The following is a 16,080-nucleotide window of genomic DNA, read 5'->3' as shown; positions in this document are numbered from 1 at the left end:
GAATAATTAATATTTGTTAGCCGATTGAATTTCGCCAGTGCTGATATTTGATGAGTCTTTGAGATAATGTTGACGATTCTTATGAAGTGTTTTCACCTAAGTTTTTATTTATAAAATAAATTCTATCATTAAAAACCTTGATTGTTTCTGCGCCTTACCTATGGCTGCTCGTCGCTCAATCGCAGACAAAATGCCCTTGATTGCGTAGTTTGACGGCCGTCACACATAAAGAGATACAAATTCCCCTCGATCCTTGGCTTCGAAAACTTGGCCGAAGGTCGCTTAACTTGCTAAGGTTGTGCGTCGAAAACGGGCGCCCAAAGCATGCGTCAGTTGGAAGAGAAGCCAAAATCCGTTACTCGCACCTTTCACTTACAAAATATAAAGACAGGGCAGTAACACTCTAGGGAGTTCCTATGCGTAAGTCTGTTATTACTACTGCCGTGGCCGCGGCATTGTTATTGGGCGCTTGCTCAGAAAAACCGGCAACCAATACCGAGGCCGCCAATGCGGTCGCGACGCAAGCTGCTGCATCGACTCAAGCTGATGCAACTAATGTGTTATTGAGTAAGAGTCCACTGCAGGATCAAGCTCCGCAGTTTAACCAGATCAAGAGTTCGGATTATGCCCCCGCGTTTGCGCAGGGCATAAAAGAGCATGAGGCTGAAATTGCCGCCATTATTGCCAATAAACAGGCGCCAACCTTCGAGAATACGATTTTAGCCATGGAAACCTCGGGTGAGTTGTTAACTCGAGTGTCACGCACCTTCTTCAATCTGGCGGGGTTAATCTCCGACGATGATTTTCAAAAAACCGAGGCGGACTTAGCGCCTAAGCTGTCGGCTCACCGCGATAACATCTACTTAGATCCAAGTTTATTTGCCCGTGTAGAAACCGTATATCAACAACGTGCCGGGTTAAATGCCGAAGATAAGCGCTTGGTCGAGTTTTATTACGAGCAGTTTGTACGTGCTGGGGCCAAATTATCCGATGCCGATAAAGCCAAAATGCGCGACTTTAACGCTGAGTTAGCGACCCTTGCGACTGAGTTTTCTCAAAACAGCTTAAAGTCATTTAAAGACGATGTGATTGTTGTGACCGACAAGGCACAACTGGACGGTTTATCTGACAGCGAAATCGCGACCTTAGCGGCCGCAGCGCAGGCAGCGGGTAAAGCGGGTTACCTGATTACCTTAGTGAACACCACTCGTCAGCCTATTTTAGCCAGTTTAAATAACCGCGAACTGCGCCAAAAAGTTTGGGAAACCTCGGCTCACCGCGCCGTTGCCAGCAATGGCCCTTTAATCGTGAAGATGGCGCAGCTGCGCGCCAAGAAAGCCAATTTGCTCGGCTTTGATACTTGGGCAGCCTACGCCGTAGCCGACCAAATGGCTAAAACGCCAAGCGCCGTGTATGAAATTTTAGATGACTTGGCGCCTAAAGCGCTGGCTCACGCTAAGGCCGATGCGGCGGATATCCAAGCTGAAATCAAAAAGGCCGGCGGTAATTTTGAATTACAACCTTGGGATTGGGCTTATTACGCCGAGAAAGTGCGTCAGCAAAAATACGCCCTCGATGAGAGCAGCATCAAACCCTACTTTGAGTTTAACTCTGTGCTGAAGGATGGTTTGTTCTTCGCGATGCACAAACTCTACGGCATCAGCGTTAAACCGCGCACCGATTTACCAGTATGGAATAGCGATGTCCTCGCCTTTGAGGTTTTCGATAAAGACAATAGCTCTATTGGTCTGTTCTATCTTGACCCTTATGCCCGTGAAGGTAAAGGCGGCGGCGCTTGGATGGATGAGTTTGTCACTCAAAGCGGCCTGCTAGGCACTAAGCCTGTGGTGTATAACGCACTGAATATCCCGAAACCTGCCGACGGTCCAACCTTGATGACCTTCGATGAAGTGACCACTATGTTCCATGAATTTGGTCATGCGGTGCACGGTTTATTCTCCAAGGTGAAATACCCGAGTGTGGCAGGTACCTCTACAGCGCGCGATTTTGTGGAGTTTCCGTCTCAAGTTAACGAAGATTGGAACATTGACCCTGCGGTCATTGCCAATTACGCCAAGCACTACCAAACTGGTGAGCCTATTCCTAAAGCCTTACTCGATAAAATCTTAGCCTCGAATAAATTTGGTCAAGGTTTTGATACTGTTGAGTATTTAGCGGCTGCATTACTGGATATGGAATGGCACTCGATTGGTGCCGACACCCAAATTAAGGATGTGGAACAGTTTGAGCATCAAGTGTTAGCCAAACATGGCCTCGATTTCGCGCCAATTCCACCGCGTTATAAGTCGAGCTATTTTAGCCATGCTTTCTCCGGTGGCTATTCTGCCGGTTATTACGCTTATCTGTGGACGGAAGTGTTTGCCGCCGATGCCTTTGCCTATATGGGCCAACATGGTGGTTTAAAAGCCGAAAACGGCGATAAGTTCCGTGATGCGGTATTGTCTAAAGGCAACAGCGAAGATCTGATGCAGGATTACATCCACTTTACCGGTCAAAAACCCACGACCGATGCCTTATTAAAGCGCCGTGGTTTAGTCGATTAAACGATTCATTGTAAAAAGGGCCAAAGGCTTGGTAGGGCAACCTATCAAGCCTTTTTTTACGCTATTGTTTTTCGATAATCTTTACTCTAAAATCCCGCCAAATTTGACTGTGGGATAGCTTCTTTATCCCGTATCGACGCCCCTCGAAAATCAGGCTCAGTTCCCCCTCCTTTGAGCCCTTGAGTACAGCTAAAGCGTAGCCTTTTATTATTGGATGTAGCATTAATGGTTTCGCAATTAAGTGAAGCAGTGCTGGATGTGATCGCTGACGCCTTGGTAGACAAAGGCTATATTTTTTTACCCGAGTTAATTCCTCACCCCATTAGCCAAGTATTATTGGAAAAAATCCAAGCAACAGAAATACATGAGCTCAAAGCGGCCTCGATTGGACGTGGCGCTGAGCAGCAGCTCAATCCCGATATCCGCCGCGATAGGATCCAGTGGCTTGAGGAGCAGAGTGAGCCAGATAGCCTCTATCTAGACTTGATGACGCAGTTAAAGGATGGCCTAAATCGTCGCTTATTTATGGGGTTATTCGACTACGAAAGCCATTATGCCGTGTACCAACCCGGCGCCTTTTATAAGAAGCATGTGGATGCACTAAAAGGCAGTCAAAACCGTATCTTAACCACAGTGTTTTTCTTAAATCCCGATTGGACGCCAGCAGATTGCGGCGAGCTGATTATTTACGATGAAACCGATAATGAGATTGAACGCATCGCGCCTAAGATGGGCCACTTTGTGATTTTCTTAAGCGAGCGCTTCCCCCACGAGGTGAGTAGAACCTTAGCCCAGCGCAACAGTATTGCTGGTTGGTTTAGGGTGAGTAATAGTGTGCACGGGTTTTAATCTCAGTCAGTTTTGACTTGAGATGGCCAAAGGCTAATTGCGACGTAAAAGCGCAGTGTTTTTAAGTAAACACTGCGCTTTTTTGATCTTAATGGGCTGGGTTATCGACATCCGTCAAATCGATGCCTAAGTTGCTCTCTTTTGCTCGTTTGCGCTGACGCTAGGCTAAAAGGGGGCATCACTATCCGAACTCTTTCGATCCCTGCGTTATTTAGCGGCATCAGAACTAGCCTCATTCGATTCATTAACATGTCATTTTCTAAGGCGAAGCTTAAGGAAATCTTAGCGTCAGCACCTAGAATGAAATTATCAAATCACATTGAAAATAGAGGTTTTTTTATTTTAGATTAATGTTAGGCTAGTAAAAAATGTGCGCAAGGACACACTTTTTAGTCAGCTAATGGAGGCGATACTGTGGGCGAACGCGATCTTTTAGGTTGTTTAACGGGTGAACATGTAGTGCTAGAACCCCTCTCTTTATCCCATGTTGCCGCCTTGAGTTTAGCTGTGACAGATGGCGAGTTGTGGCGTTTATGGTTTACCAGCGTGCCAGAGCCAAGCGAGATGAAAGCCTATGTGACTAAAGCCTTGGATGAGAAAGCACGCGGCGAGAGTTTCCCGTTTGCGGTGCGCGACCGTCTCTCTGGTGAGATTGTCGGCTGCACCCGTATCTGCCATTGGGAGAGCGAGCATCGCCATTTAGAGATTGGTTACACTTGGTATGCCAAGCGCGCCCAGCGCACGGGGATCAATACCGAATCCAAGTTATTACTGCTGACCTTTGCATTCGAAACCCTCGATGCCATTGCCGTCGAGTTTCGCACCCATTGGCATAATCAAGCATCTCGCCAAGCCATTGCCCGCCTCGGCGCCAAGCAAGATGGCGTGCTACGCAACAATAAGATCCTCAAGGATGGCACGATCCGCGATACCGTGGTGTATTCCATTATCGATTCCGAATGGGCCACAGTGAAACACAACTTAGCATTTCGCTTACAACAGCGACCAGTAGAGTAGGGCGGATTGCTGCTTCAAATGGCGATGGTCATTCGCTATTTGGACTCGCAACACGCTTGTAGATTTGAGGTTGGAAAGGCCGATGGCAAACATTATTTCTCGCGCTGACGTATCCCATAGTCATGAGGTTGCCCTGTTATTTAATGAGTATCGGCAGTTTTACGGCTGTAAGGATGATGTCCTCACGGCGGAGCAGTTTATTCGTGCGCGTTTACAGGATGCCTCGTCCGTGGTGTTTATGGCGCGCTCCCCCGAGGGAATGGGGCTGGGGTTTGTGCAGTTGTATCCCAGTTTTTCATCGCTGCGTTTAGCGCCGATTTTTATCCTAAACGATGTGTTTGTCACCCAGCATGCCCGTTGTGTTGGCATCGGTCGGGCGTTGGTGCAACAGGCGGCGGAATATGCCAAAGCCCAGGGCGCTCGCGCCTTAGTGCTGGAGACCCAAAAGGAGAATGTCCGCGCGCAGGGATTGTACGAGGCCTTAGGGTTTGTGCGGGATCAGAAATTTTTAACTTACGAGCTTGAGATCCACTCATTGCTTAAGTAGTTTATGCTTAATTGCTAATAAAAAGGACAACAAGATGTTTAAAGCGTTTGCCGTTGCCGGCTTAATGTTAACCGTGAGCCAGAGCGTAGTCGCCGATGAGGCAGAAAAGGCCTTTAGTAAAGAAGCCATTGAATGTGCTGCTTATTATCAAATCAGTTCCGAGGCCATTGGCGCCATGAATGCCCCGCAAATGCAAGCAGTGGGTGAGCGCTTAAAAACCTCTAAAGTCGAGGCTGAAAATCTGGCGAAGAAGTATCAGTCAGAAGCCGAAGTCACCCAAGCGGTGGCCGACGCTAAAGCGCGCCAGATCCAGAGTTTAGGCGGCTCAAGTAACTTAGGTGCGCTAATGGGCAAATACAAAGAAGAGTGTAAAAACCTGTTAGCCGATCCGCAAAAGCGCCTCGATTACTGGACCATGGCCACCATGTAAGCCTTGCCTGTGATAAACAAAGGAGCCTGAGGCTCCTTTGTGTTATCTGAAGTTTATTTGTTGATTTACTGTGGTTTAGCGTGATTTAGTCTTTATGAATGTGATTCCGCCGATACCTGTGTCATGGCATATGCTATGTGTAATAGCGCACAGCTTTTGTCATTAAGAGTAAGGCTGTTGTAATAGAGTGCCGCTTTGGCGGGTCTTACTCCTTAGATGAGCATGGGCCTGATGGCCGCAAATAAGGGCGAGAGATAACCAATGATCAGTTTGGCGATAGCAACAATCCTGAGCGCAGGTGTGTGCGTTTACCACTTACTGGAGGGGAAACAAAAGCGGCTGCCGAAGCTGATGAGTGCGCCTTTATCTGAGCCAGATAAGCAGTGGTTCGGCGCACTATTTTATTGCCAATCGGTATTCTATGTATCCACTACCGCGGTGTTTTTGGTGTGTGCGCTCAAACTCCTTCCTGAAATGTATGGCTACAGCCTATTGCTGTTTTTGGGGCTTAACTACGGTATGTATGCCATTTGGCTGTTTTACGTGGCGTTGTTATCCCCCCCCCAAGCTAGTCTGCGACTCCGTTTGCAATCCTTAGTCTTTTTATTGATAGCCTTGCTTGCGGTGCTCAGTCCACTGCAGGTATAAACGCGTTCGTCGAACTAGGATTTCCCCTGCCAATAGACAGTACCTATATCCCTTTGGTTGATTTATGGATAAGGCTGAAGATTCACTTATCTATTTGCTCTATTGATCAATACAATAGGGACTATCTTTGGCAATTTGCTTGGCAGATTTGTCGCGCACTTAGTGGTAGCTCGTAGTGATCGTTGTGCTGTCAACCTCAGGTAATAATAGGGAGATTTCAGATTGCGCCATCTTACCTCGCACGTCTATGAATGGCTGGAACAGGGACATATCACGCCAACCGAGGCAAACGAACTCTATCGACAGTTATCCGTGCCACCCAACGCCGCCAGTTGGCGCAGCTTACTAGCGCAGCTTTTACAATGGGCGGGGGCGTTAAGCTTTGCCTGCGGGGTGATTTTCTTTTTTGCCTATAACTGGCAGTCACTCGAGCGCATGAGCAAGTTTGCGCTGATTGAAGCGGCGCTATTAATTAGCTTTGTCAGCTTTGTCTGGCTGTATTATCGCAGCGCAGCGAAGCAGCTCGTTGACCCTTCTCATTGTTTGTTCGGAGCAACCCTTGCCAATGCTGCGCTGCTGGTGGTGAGCATGTTAGTGGGTGGGCTGCTCGCGCTAGTTGGGCAAACTTATCAAACTGGCGCCGATCCTTGGCAGCTGTTCGCCATATGGGCGCTTGCGATTTTGCCCTTCGCGTGGGTGGCAGGCTTTGATGGTCTTTGGTTACTGCTGGTGGGGCTAGTTAATTTAAGCCTTGGGCTGTATGCCGATACGACTTTGCTCTGGCTGGATGAACAGTTGTGGTTATGTCTCTTTGTGGTCCTTAATCTGACTATCTACTACGGTTTTGTGTTTCTCGGCAGTACCTGCAGACGTTGGCATGCGCCATTTGTAGAGTGTGCGAGTTCATTGATGGCCATGGGGTGCTTTACCTTACTGGTGTGTTGGATGATTTTTGAGCCGAGCGACACTAAGCCGCTGCTGGTTGCGGTGTGGGTTGGTTATTTTGGCCATCTATTGTTTGGATTCTGGTGGTTCAGGCACAAACGATTGCAGGTTTATCCCTTGGCATTGGGTGGCTTTAGCTTGATCAGCGTCGGCGCGGCGTTATTCACCGAACTGCTGTTTCGCAATATCGAGCCCATTGGCGGCTTTTTGTTGATTGGGCTTTACATCATTTTAGCGAGCACAGGCTTAAGCACAGTGTTAAGGCGTTTGCATCGGCAAGCTAAAGCGGGCATCTCGCCTACGCCGACTCCCAGTGAGAATGAGGAGCTAAGCCATGAATAAGCACCCTAATGAGTCGCTGCAAACAAGCGAGATATCTGCGCCGCAATCTCTGTGGCAGAGTTTATATGCTAAGGGCGCCGTGAATACCCTTGAGTTGCCCGATTCCCAAGACATGCCCTGGTATATCGCTTTGATGCAAGGCGGTGCGGCCTGGATAGCCGCTTGGTTCTTATTAGGTTTTATGGTGTCACTTTTCGATAGCCTGTGGGGGCGATTCGAAGGGGGCGCGGCACTTTTTATCGGTGGCAGTTATTTAGGTCTAGGGCTTGCCTTATATTGGGGCGGGCGCCAGCAGCACTTTTTGCAGCAGTTTGCCTTTGCCTCCTGTTTAAGCGGCACGCTTGCTCTAGCTTGGGGGCTGTTTGATTTACTCGGCGATACCTTCAATCTGGCTTGGTATATGAGCATGGCGGCATTGTTTTTACTGCTTTGGGGGATTATCAAGCACGCTGTGGCTCAGTGGGTATTTGCATTTGGCTGTAGTGTCTGCGTCACTGGCTTGTTGGCCGAGTGGCATCTGTTATCGTTAACGCCGACACTCTGGCTATTGCTATCGAGCATTATGCTACTCAATCTTCACCGCACTGGGCACCATTATCAAAGGGCGAGAATGTGGATTTTTGCCACCAGTGCAAATCTGCTCACCATTCAACTCATGCATGTGTTTAGTCTGGATAGCGAGTTTTCGCAGTTGTATGCCGTGGGTTGGCAATCGGGGATAACCGCAGTTCATTTACTGGTCGTGTTTACCATCTGCAGCTTTTTACTCCTGAGTCTTTGTAAACAATGGCAGACCCCATTGACCCATCCCGCCATATTATTTGCGTTTTTAGGGTTAATGCTCATTGCTGCACTGTCTTTCCCTATGCAGGGCTTATCAACGGCTGTGCTGCTGATATTGTTGGGGCACTACGGGCACGAGGCGTGGCTTAAGGGGATGGGAATCGCCTCCGGGCTAGTGTTTGCGGCGGGCTATTATTATTCCCTCGAGACCACTTTGATGCTTAAATCTGTGTATTTAATGGGATTAGGCGGAGTGCTGATTATCGCGAGGCTATTGATGTGGCGCTTTTTTCCGATCACGCAAGTGCAGGTTGCACATAAGGAGCAAGCATAATGGATAAAGCGACCTTAGCATTAAGCCGTTTCCATAAGCGCGCTTTAGTCTTAGTGGTGTTTACCGCCACGGTACTGCTGATAAGCATCAACTGGCGAATCGCTCAGTTTGAGCAGTTATTACAAGATGGCCAAGTGGTACGTTTTGCCTTAGCGCCAGTGGATCCTCGCTCGATTATGCAGGGGGATTATATGGCTTTGGAGTATGCCATTGCACAGGAGGTGCGCGCCGCACTGCCTGAAGGGATGACGCAGGGGCAACTGCTGTTGACGCTCGATTCGCAAAAGGTGGCGCACTTTGTCGGTATTTACCGTGAGCAACCCAAAACGGCTGAGCAACTCACAGTCGATTTTCGTCTGCGTAATCATAGAGTAAAGCTCGCCTCAAATAGTTTCTTCTTCGAAGAGGGCCAAGCAGACCACTTCAGCCAAGCAAAGTATGGAGAATTCAGAGTCAGCGAACGGGGAGAGTTGTTGTTGATGAATCTTCTGGATGAGCAGTTGCAGCCGTTATAGCGGGCAACCCTGATGATCGTTAACAAGATGGTGAGCAATGCTCGCCATCTTCGCTATTTTTCCTAGTCCAATCCGCTAAATCGCCGCCTAAATATCCATCTTAAGTTGCAACTTGCGTGCAACTAATTTGTAACCTTGATTCCCTATAGTATCGTCAGTTTTCGAGGCTAAGCGCTTCGTGAAATCGTAAGTCTTTAACTTCAATACCAATATAAAAAAGATACTTATTAGGGGTCATTATGTTTAATAACAAAACACTGTTGGCGTTAGCCATCAGTAGCGTGTGTGGGTTTGCCAATGCTGCCGATAATCTGATTATTTCTGAATATGTTGAAGGCAGCAGCAATAATAAAGCCATTGAGCTGTACAACCCAACTGCCAACACTCTCGATTTAAGCCAGTATCAATTGCGCTTCTATTTCAATGGCAGCACCAATGTGGGCACGACTATCGCCCTAAACGGTACCTTAGCCGCAGGTGCGACTTATGTGGTTGCTGATAACGACGCATCGGCGGATATTCTGGCGGTGACGAATCAACAAAGCAGCGCGAGTTTTTTCAATGGTGACGATGCCATTGTGCTGACCTATCAAGACCAAGTGATTGATAGCTTAGGACAAGTAGGTGTCGATCCCGGCACTGAGTGGGGCAGTGGTGATTTATCGACGCAGGACAATACCCTGCGCCGCAATCCCGATCAGCTAATCGCCGATCCTATTATTGATGATGCTGTTAGCTTTAATACATGGTTAGGTTTTGCCAAAGACGATATCTCGGATCTGGGTAAGTTCAGCGCAGGCACCCCCACCGATCCTGTTGAGCCGCCACCGAGTTCATTAGCCTGTGGTGAAGCCTCAACGGCTATCCATGCCCTACAAGGTTCGACCAATGTCAGTCCGTTAAACGGACAAACCTTAGTGGTAGAAGCCATAGTGGTGAGTAACCAAGAAGCTGGCCTAAAGGGCATCTTCGTGCAAATGGCCGACAACGAAGCCGATAACGATCCTCAAACCTCTGAAGGGGTGTTTGTTTATACCGGTAATGCGCCTACGGGTTACGTGGCGGGCGACCGTGTACGCTTAAAGGCTAAAGTCACTGAATATCAAGGCTTAACGGAACTGACTACCGTTGCCGATCATAAACTGTGCGCCGCAGGACAAACCCTTCCCATTGCCGCCGTGGTGACATTACCAGTGAATTCAAGTGATGACTTTGAACCCTTTGAAGGCATGCGCGTCCGCTTTAGCCAAGATCTGGTGGTGAACGAAGTCTACAACTTGGGCCGCTATGGTGAAATTTCACTCGGTAGCAGCCGTCACTTTATTGGGACGCAAGTCGCTGCGCCAGGTGCCGATGCCTTGGCCGTCACTGCGGCCAATCTTAAAGACAGTATTTTACTCGACGATGGCTTAACGGCTCAGAACCCTGATCCTGTGATTTTCCCTGCGCCAGGTTTAAGCGCGTCGAACACTGTGCGTGTGGGTGACAAAGCCACGAGCCTGACGGGCGTCATGCACTATGGCTTTAATCTTTATCGCATTATGCCGACTGAGCCAGTTAATTTTGTGGCGGAAAATCCTCGTCCACAATCGCCAGTACTAGCCGAAGGCGGCAACCTGAAAGTCGCCAGCTTTAACGTACTGAACTACTTTAATGGCGATGGACAGGGCGGTGGTTTCCCTACTGCGCGCGGTGCCAATACCCTGAGTGAGTTTGAGCGTCAAAAAGCGAAGATTGTCAGCGCTATGGTGGGGATCAGTGCCGATGTGTTTGGTCTGATGGAAATCGAGAACGATGGCTTTGGCGCTAACTCGGCGATTGCCGATCTCGTGTCGGGCCTCAATGCCGCCGTGGGCGAAAATCGCTATGCCTATGTTATTCCAAAGGTCAATGGCAGCAACTTAAGCGCGATCGGTACGGATGCGATTACCGTCGGTTTAATTTATCGCAGTGACAAGGTGAGCCCTCAGGGTGATGCGCGTATTTTATCGAGCGCTAACTCTCCCTTAGATGACGCCGGCCAGCCGCTGTTTGACGACAGCAAAAATCGCCCTATGTTGACTCAAGCCTTCGCGCTAAACGGCAGTGATGAAAGTGTAGTCGTTGCGGTTAATCACTTGAAATCTAAGGGCAGTGAGTGTGCTGGCGATCCAGATATGAACGATGGCCAAGGTAACTGCAATATTACCCGTACCCGCGCAGCAACGGCGGCAGGGCAGTGGATTGCCGCGCAGTATCCAGAGCAAGGCGTACTGCTGATTGGCGACTTAAACTCCTACGCTAAGGAAGATCCGCTAAGCGCATTGGCTAACGCTGGCTTTAGCGAGTTGTTTGCAAAACTCGAAAAAGCCAATCCTTATTCCTATGTATTCTCGGGTGAATCTGGGCAGTTAGACCATGCGCTGGCCAATGCCGCGTTAGTGGATAAAGTCCTAGATGTGACCGAGTGGCATATCAATACCGACGAGCCGCGGGTGTTAGATTACAACGAAGAGTTCAAGACGGCTGCGCAGGTGCAAGATCTGTACGCCAGTGATGCTTATCGCTCATCGGATCATGATCCTGTGGTGATTTCTCTGCTGCTCGAAGCGGAAAAGGTGGCTCCTGAGGCCAGCTTCACTCAGGTTGTGAATGGTGCGAGTGTGCAATTGACGTCAAGCTCCATTGATAGCGACGGTCAAATCGTCTCTACTGAGTGGGACTTTGGCGATAATAGCCAAGCCATGGGCGAGTCGGTATCCCACACCTATGCGCAAACTGGTGATTATCTTGTGACGTTAACCGTGACCGATAATGACGGCTTAAGCCATAGCAGCTCACAAATGGTGTCTGTCGTGGTTGAGAACGTGAAGAAACCACCCGTTGCGCAAATTCAGCACATCAATTTATGGCTAGTCGATATGTTTATTTCGACCAGCTATGACACAGACGGTGTGATCAAGCAGCATAAGTGGAAGTTTGATAACGGTAGCCGTGCAAGTGGTCCTGTGGTGTTTCGTCAAGCTCGCCGCGGACTCCATACGGTCGAGTTAACCGTGAAAGACAATGATAAATTAACGGATACCACGTCACTGACGTTCCGTTAAGCGTTAGCCCCTTTCTTTAAATATCAAAAGCCTGCTATTGCAGGCTTTTTTACGTTTATTCACTTACTTAATGACTATCTTAACTGACTGTATCAACTGACCATAACGTGCTCTAAATTCAAACTAAGTCGATTTAAGTATCTATCCGCTTGCGCTAAGATGAAGCCACTTAAGGATTTTTACTCACAGGGAGCAGGCGCATCACAATGAATGCAGACACCTTGGCGTACCTCAATCAGCATCAATTAACCTCGGTGATGAGCCTCACTAAATGGCGTCAGCTGGAGCTGGCACTCCATGAAAAGCCAGAGTTTGTGCCCCATGTGCGTTATAAGCTGCTGGAAGATGAAGGGCCAAATCCAGGTTTTACGCCAGTGTGGTGGGACGAGTTACTCGCGATTTGCGAGCGGATTGAATGGCTTGAGATTGACCCGCTCAAAAGAGAACACCGCGGCAGATTACTGCCGGAAAAGACCACGGATTTTACTGATTATATCGAGGCGCAACTGCACAAGTATCGACTCCCCTACAGTAAAGAAGCACAAGGGCTCAGAATTTGGGGCTATCTTCGCCCCGATGCGGCGATGCCAGTATTTTGTATTGCACCTGGTGGCGAGACGATAAAGGAAGCGTAAGCAAGTTCAGACGGCAGATAAAAAGCGGGGCGCTAATTGATTAGCGCCCCGATAAGGATTAAAGCACGATATAAAGCGGCCAGCCGAGTAGACCAACGAGTCCTTCTTTATGCTCAAATCTTTCTAAACGCTCAGGTGAGGCATCACTAAGCAGCAGTTCGCGGTAGCTTTTCGCGAAATTCAATGTACGCAGCAATGCTGGCGCAAAGTTTTTACCCAAATCTTTACCGATAGTCTCGGCCAGCTCCGCGGGGAGTTCCGCCAAGGCTTTTTGGGTTTGCTCCTCGATATACTCAAGGCTAAACCATTCGTCCTGCAAGCTGATTTTGGCGATGCGCTTTTTCAGATCTTGTCTGACTTTGGCATTATCAAATAACATCCGATACAGCACTGCTTCGGCCAATACGCTCTCCAGATTTAAGAAATCTAAAGGATCATAGCTGGTTTGGGCATAAAACTGTGCCATAAGTGCCGCAATCGATTGCTGACGTTGGTGCTCGGCCAAGGCATCCTGGTAGGCCTCATAGCCCAGCCACTCTTCTGCATCAGGCGGCGTAGACACTTGTTCCAGCAGGAATTTATCCACATCACCATAGAGCGACTTACCGTTAGCCAGCTTATGTTTGCTGACGACGCTGAGCATGCTCCAACCCTTTTGGAAGCATTTGACCACGCCGTCGCTGGTGAGCAATATACGCACCGCTTGCTGTTGATCCTGATCAGAAAGTTCCATTAATCCGAGACTGACGACGCCAATGACATCGTGCGCCGCCTGTTCCAGTAAGTGCATCTTGTACTTGTTGTAGAACTTATCCGCCAATTTGAGGCTCATCAAAATGGCTTTAGATTTGATTTGTGCGAGCTGCTCACCACTAAGGGTGTCGTCTGCTTGGCCTTTGGCCAACACCTTGCTCAGGTATGGACCTTGGTCTAAATCACGCAGTACCAGTTGCATCTAGGGGTCCTTAATCTAAAAAGCTAAACATATCATCCACTTCTGCGTATTCGTCCGTGACTTGGTTTTTCTCTTTCGCTTGGATAACCAGTTCATTGACGAACTTATTAATGATCATCTCCCAGCCAGAGCTTTCGTTACGCAGCAGGTTTTTAATGGCTTTTTCTACATCGGGTGCCAGCTCATGGATTAACGCCATCAGACTACGTGGGTCATCTAGGCTTAAGCTATGGGCTTCTTCACTGTCGACACGGCTGTCATAGCCGACGGTGTCGGTATCTTCTTCATCGTCATAATAATCGTTGAAGTGGTCTTCATCGTCGTGGCGCTCACCCAACATCATCTCGATAAAGGGGATAGACAGATAGAAGAGGCCGGCGGGATCTTCGGCAATGCACTCTAAAATAGCGGTTTGTTTTTCTTCGCTGTCTTGGATGCGAATTAAATAGGTCAAAAAATCAAAGGTATGCTGAATGAGTTCTTCGGCATTGTTTTTGATTTTTTCTTCCCAATACAAAGGTTGCTGACAGACGATGTCGCGAATTTGCTCAGGGGTCATTAGCTCCGACATAATTGACGGGCAGGAGATATCGTGGTGACTGTTGATTTGCGTCAGGGTCACAATATCCATTTTTTCAATGACTTCGACTAATTGCTCATCGTTCATTGTGGTGGCGATGAGTTCGAAACGTTTACTGGCCTGTTTTGGCTCGACATCGGCGAGCTCTTTAATCTCGGCAACGGTTATTTCAATGAGACTAGTGTTCATTAGCGGTCCTCATCATCGTAGTGATCGTAGTAGCCATCTTCCTCTTCGCCGTCATCATCGTCGTCATCGGAATAATCGGCGTAATCACTGTCTTCGTCTTCAAAATCATCGTCAGCGCTGCGTTTAGGCGCAGGTGCACTTTTGCCTTGGTTTTCCAGTAGATAGAGTACGGCGCAGCTTTCAATCAATAAATCTTCTGAATAGGCGCGCACCGCCTGCACTAATGGGACATCGGCATTGTTAAAGCCAATAGTGACCTTGAACTCGTCCCACTCGGGTTGCGTCGCGGTGTTAATCCAGTGAGCCCACTTAAGCTTGGCGTCACTTGGAAATTTTACTCGGCCATAGAGTGCCACAGGCAGGTACTCGGGTACCGACTCGAGCATTTTAGGATCGGCCTGTAATACTTTTTTGATTTGACTGGTAAATTGCTCCAATGCTTTGGGCGTATCCGGGTCATCATAGGACTCGATATTGTCGTAGGCATTGGTCTTAAGCTCATTAATGCGTGAGATATTCAGTTTTTTGGCCATGGGCATGTCTCGAAATAAAAAGCTATCAAACAAACAGCTTCTCAAAATAAACCGTGTTGCAATAAAAGGTCCAAATTAAGGGGCTTGGCAAACTAAGCTCATTAATTTGGCACTCCCAGCGTTGCACTGGAAATAACCCGCTTAAGGGTAAAACTGATCCCATAATTCGCGCATCGCGCCATTGGGATCGGTTACGATCACATTGTTGAAGTCTCGGATAAACGCATTTCTAAGCTTGGGATCTGAGAGCACTTCATAAGCTTTTTTAACGCGCTCAAGTTGTTGTGATGCTTGCTCTTTTTCTTCATCAGAGGCACCTAACAACTTATCGGGATGGTATTTGTTTGAGAGCCGGCGATAGGCTTTTTTAATGTCGTCTTCTTTGGCGCTAGGTTTGATACCGAGCACACTAAAGTGGTTAATCATATTTGTACCTGCAGGCGATGGGTTGGTATCGCAAGATAAAAGGCTAAGTGCTGATTATCTGTCAATTTGTGGAATTATGATTAGTCAGCGATGGATCATAGCAGAAATGCGTATTGGGCGGCAAACGACTCTGTTGGCATTTATGACTGAAATCCTGGCATTTATCAGGCTTGATGAAAATCGCCGACGCTTTTGGAAATGAGATTGGTATAGCAGACCAAAACAGGGGAAAAGAATTAGTAATGGGTAAGCAGTTGCCATTCATTTATACGAATTTTAGATACAAAAAAACCAGCTTAATGCTGGCCTAATGATATTAAATTGATAATTGGTTGCGGGAGCTGGATTTGAACCAACGACCTTCGGGTTATGAGCCCGACGAGCTACCATGCTGCTCCATCCCGCGTCCGATTAACACTGTTAATAACTGTTTTAATTCTGTCATCTAAGAATTGGTTGCGGGAGCCGGATTTGAACCGACGACCTTCGGGTTATGAGCCCGACGAGCTACCATGCTGCTCCATCCCGCGTCCGAGTAACGCTGCGAATAACTGTTTTTATTCTGTTATCTAAGAACTGCCCAAGGGCGATTTCTTTTTATAAGCATATACATCTAGATTGGTTGCGGGAGCTGGATTTGAACCAACGACCTTCGGGTTATGAGCCCGACGAGCTACCAAGCTGCTCCATCCCGCGTCCGAT

15 protein-coding genes and 3 tRNA genes are annotated in these 16,080 nt (G+C 48.2%); 11 read left to right on the top strand and 7 right to left on the bottom strand.

Going from position 1 to position 16,080, the window contains the following annotated elements; translation table 11 throughout:
* Nucleotides 1-416 precede the first annotated feature (416 nt).
* The 11 genes from L2713_RS12575 (at nucleotide 417) to L2713_RS12525 (ending at nucleotide 12,695) form a co-directional block, all read left to right on the top strand.
* Nucleotides 417-2,564 (top strand): M3 family metallopeptidase, encoded by a 2,148-nt coding sequence (locus L2713_RS12575; RefSeq protein WP_248968123.1) that lies wholly within the window; start codon nucleotides 417-419, stop codon nucleotides 2,562-2,564.
* A gap of 225 nt (nucleotides 2,565-2,789) precedes the next feature.
* A complete protein-coding gene (locus L2713_RS12570) occupies nucleotides 2,790-3,413 on the top strand; it encodes a 2OG-Fe(II) oxygenase (protein ID WP_248968122.1) in 624 nt (207 codons plus the stop codon).
* Between the two features lie 414 nt (nucleotides 3,414-3,827).
* A complete protein-coding gene (locus tag L2713_RS12565) occupies nucleotides 3,828-4,430 on the top strand; it encodes a GNAT family N-acetyltransferase (protein ID WP_011622309.1) in 603 nt (200 codons plus the stop codon).
* A gap of 82 nt (nucleotides 4,431-4,512) precedes the next feature.
* The gene (locus tag L2713_RS12560) at nucleotides 4,513-4,977 is read left to right on the top strand and encodes a GNAT family N-acetyltransferase (protein ID WP_248968121.1); all 465 of its coding nucleotides are present in this window, start codon (nucleotides 4,513-4,515) and stop codon (nucleotides 4,975-4,977) included.
* 34 nt (nucleotides 4,978-5,011) lie between these two features.
* On the top strand, nucleotides 5,012-5,407 hold the full coding sequence (locus L2713_RS12555) for a hypothetical protein (protein ID WP_248968120.1): 396 nt from the start codon (nucleotides 5,012-5,014) through the stop codon (nucleotides 5,405-5,407).
* 261 nt (nucleotides 5,408-5,668) lie between these two features.
* Complete coding sequence (locus tag L2713_RS12550) at nucleotides 5,669-6,055, top strand: hypothetical protein (protein ID WP_248968119.1); 387 nt, start codon at nucleotides 5,669-5,671, stop codon at nucleotides 6,053-6,055.
* Nucleotides 6,056-6,277: 222 nt separating this feature from the next.
* A complete protein-coding gene (locus tag L2713_RS12545; protein WP_248968118.1) occupies nucleotides 6,278-7,342 on the top strand; it encodes a DUF2157 domain-containing protein in 1,065 nt (354 codons plus the stop codon).
* The gene (locus L2713_RS12540; RefSeq protein WP_248968117.1) at nucleotides 7,335-8,459 is read left to right on the top strand and encodes a DUF4401 domain-containing protein; all 1,125 of its coding nucleotides are present in this window, start codon (nucleotides 7,335-7,337) and stop codon (nucleotides 8,457-8,459) included. Before L2713_RS12545 ends, L2713_RS12540 begins: the two co-directional genes overlap by 8 nt.
* Nucleotides 8,459-8,974 carry a GDYXXLXY domain-containing protein gene (locus tag L2713_RS12535; protein WP_248968116.1) on the top strand — a complete coding sequence of 172 codons (516 nt, stop codon included), beginning with the start codon at nucleotides 8,459-8,461 and terminating at the stop codon, nucleotides 8,972-8,974. Before L2713_RS12540 ends, L2713_RS12535 begins: the two co-directional genes overlap by 1 nt.
* A gap of 239 nt (nucleotides 8,975-9,213) precedes the next feature.
* Nucleotides 9,214-12,060: an ExeM/NucH family extracellular endonuclease gene (locus L2713_RS12530; protein WP_248968115.1), complete on the top strand. Its 2,847-nt coding sequence runs from the start codon at nucleotides 9,214-9,216 to the stop codon at nucleotides 12,058-12,060.
* Nucleotides 12,061-12,266: 206 nt separating this feature from the next.
* On the top strand, nucleotides 12,267-12,695 hold the full coding sequence (locus tag L2713_RS12525; RefSeq protein WP_248968114.1) for a DUF6678 family protein: 429 nt from the start codon (nucleotides 12,267-12,269) through the stop codon (nucleotides 12,693-12,695).
* Nucleotides 12,696-12,753: 58 nt separating this feature from the next.
* Here L2713_RS12525 and atcC read toward each other — a convergent pair whose 3' ends face one another.
* From atcC to L2713_RS12490, 7 genes are all read right to left on the bottom strand, one after another.
* Complete coding sequence (gene atcC, locus L2713_RS12520; protein WP_248968113.1) at nucleotides 12,754-13,650, bottom strand: cold adaptation protein AtcC; 897 nt, start codon at nucleotides 13,648-13,650, stop codon at nucleotides 12,754-12,756.
* A gap of 10 nt (nucleotides 13,651-13,660) precedes the next feature.
* Nucleotides 13,661-14,419, bottom strand: coding sequence for a cold adaptation protein AtcB (gene atcB, locus L2713_RS12515; RefSeq protein ID WP_086904444.1), 759 nt, complete (start codon nucleotides 14,417-14,419; stop codon nucleotides 13,661-13,663).
* Entirely contained in the window at nucleotides 14,419-14,952 is a 534-nt protein-coding gene (atcA, locus tag L2713_RS12510) for a cold adaptation protein AtcA (protein WP_041412985.1), read from the bottom strand. The genes atcB and atcA overlap by 1 nt, the downstream gene beginning before the upstream one ends.
* 141 nt (nucleotides 14,953-15,093) lie before the next feature.
* On the bottom strand, nucleotides 15,094-15,378 hold the full coding sequence (gene atcJ / locus L2713_RS12505) for a cold adaptation protein ActJcold adaptation protein ActJ (protein ID WP_011622321.1): 285 nt from the start codon (nucleotides 15,376-15,378) through the stop codon (nucleotides 15,094-15,096).
* Between the two features lie 329 nt (nucleotides 15,379-15,707).
* Nucleotides 15,708-15,784, bottom strand: a tRNA-Met gene (locus L2713_RS12500).
* Nucleotides 15,785-15,831: 47 nt separating this feature from the next.
* Nucleotides 15,832-15,908: transfer RNA gene (locus L2713_RS12495), tRNA-Met, on the bottom strand.
* Between the two features lie 89 nt (nucleotides 15,909-15,997).
* Nucleotides 15,998-16,074, bottom strand: a tRNA-Met gene (locus tag L2713_RS12490).
* Nucleotides 16,075-16,080: the final 6 nt, after the last annotated feature.

It is taken from the genome of Shewanella seohaensis (assembly GCF_023283775.1).
Taxonomy (GTDB): domain Bacteria; phylum Pseudomonadota; class Gammaproteobacteria; order Enterobacterales; family Shewanellaceae; genus Shewanella; species Shewanella seohaensis.
The sequence above is the reverse complement of the archived record's forward strand: the minus strand, read 5'-3'. Positions and strand labels throughout refer to the sequence as shown.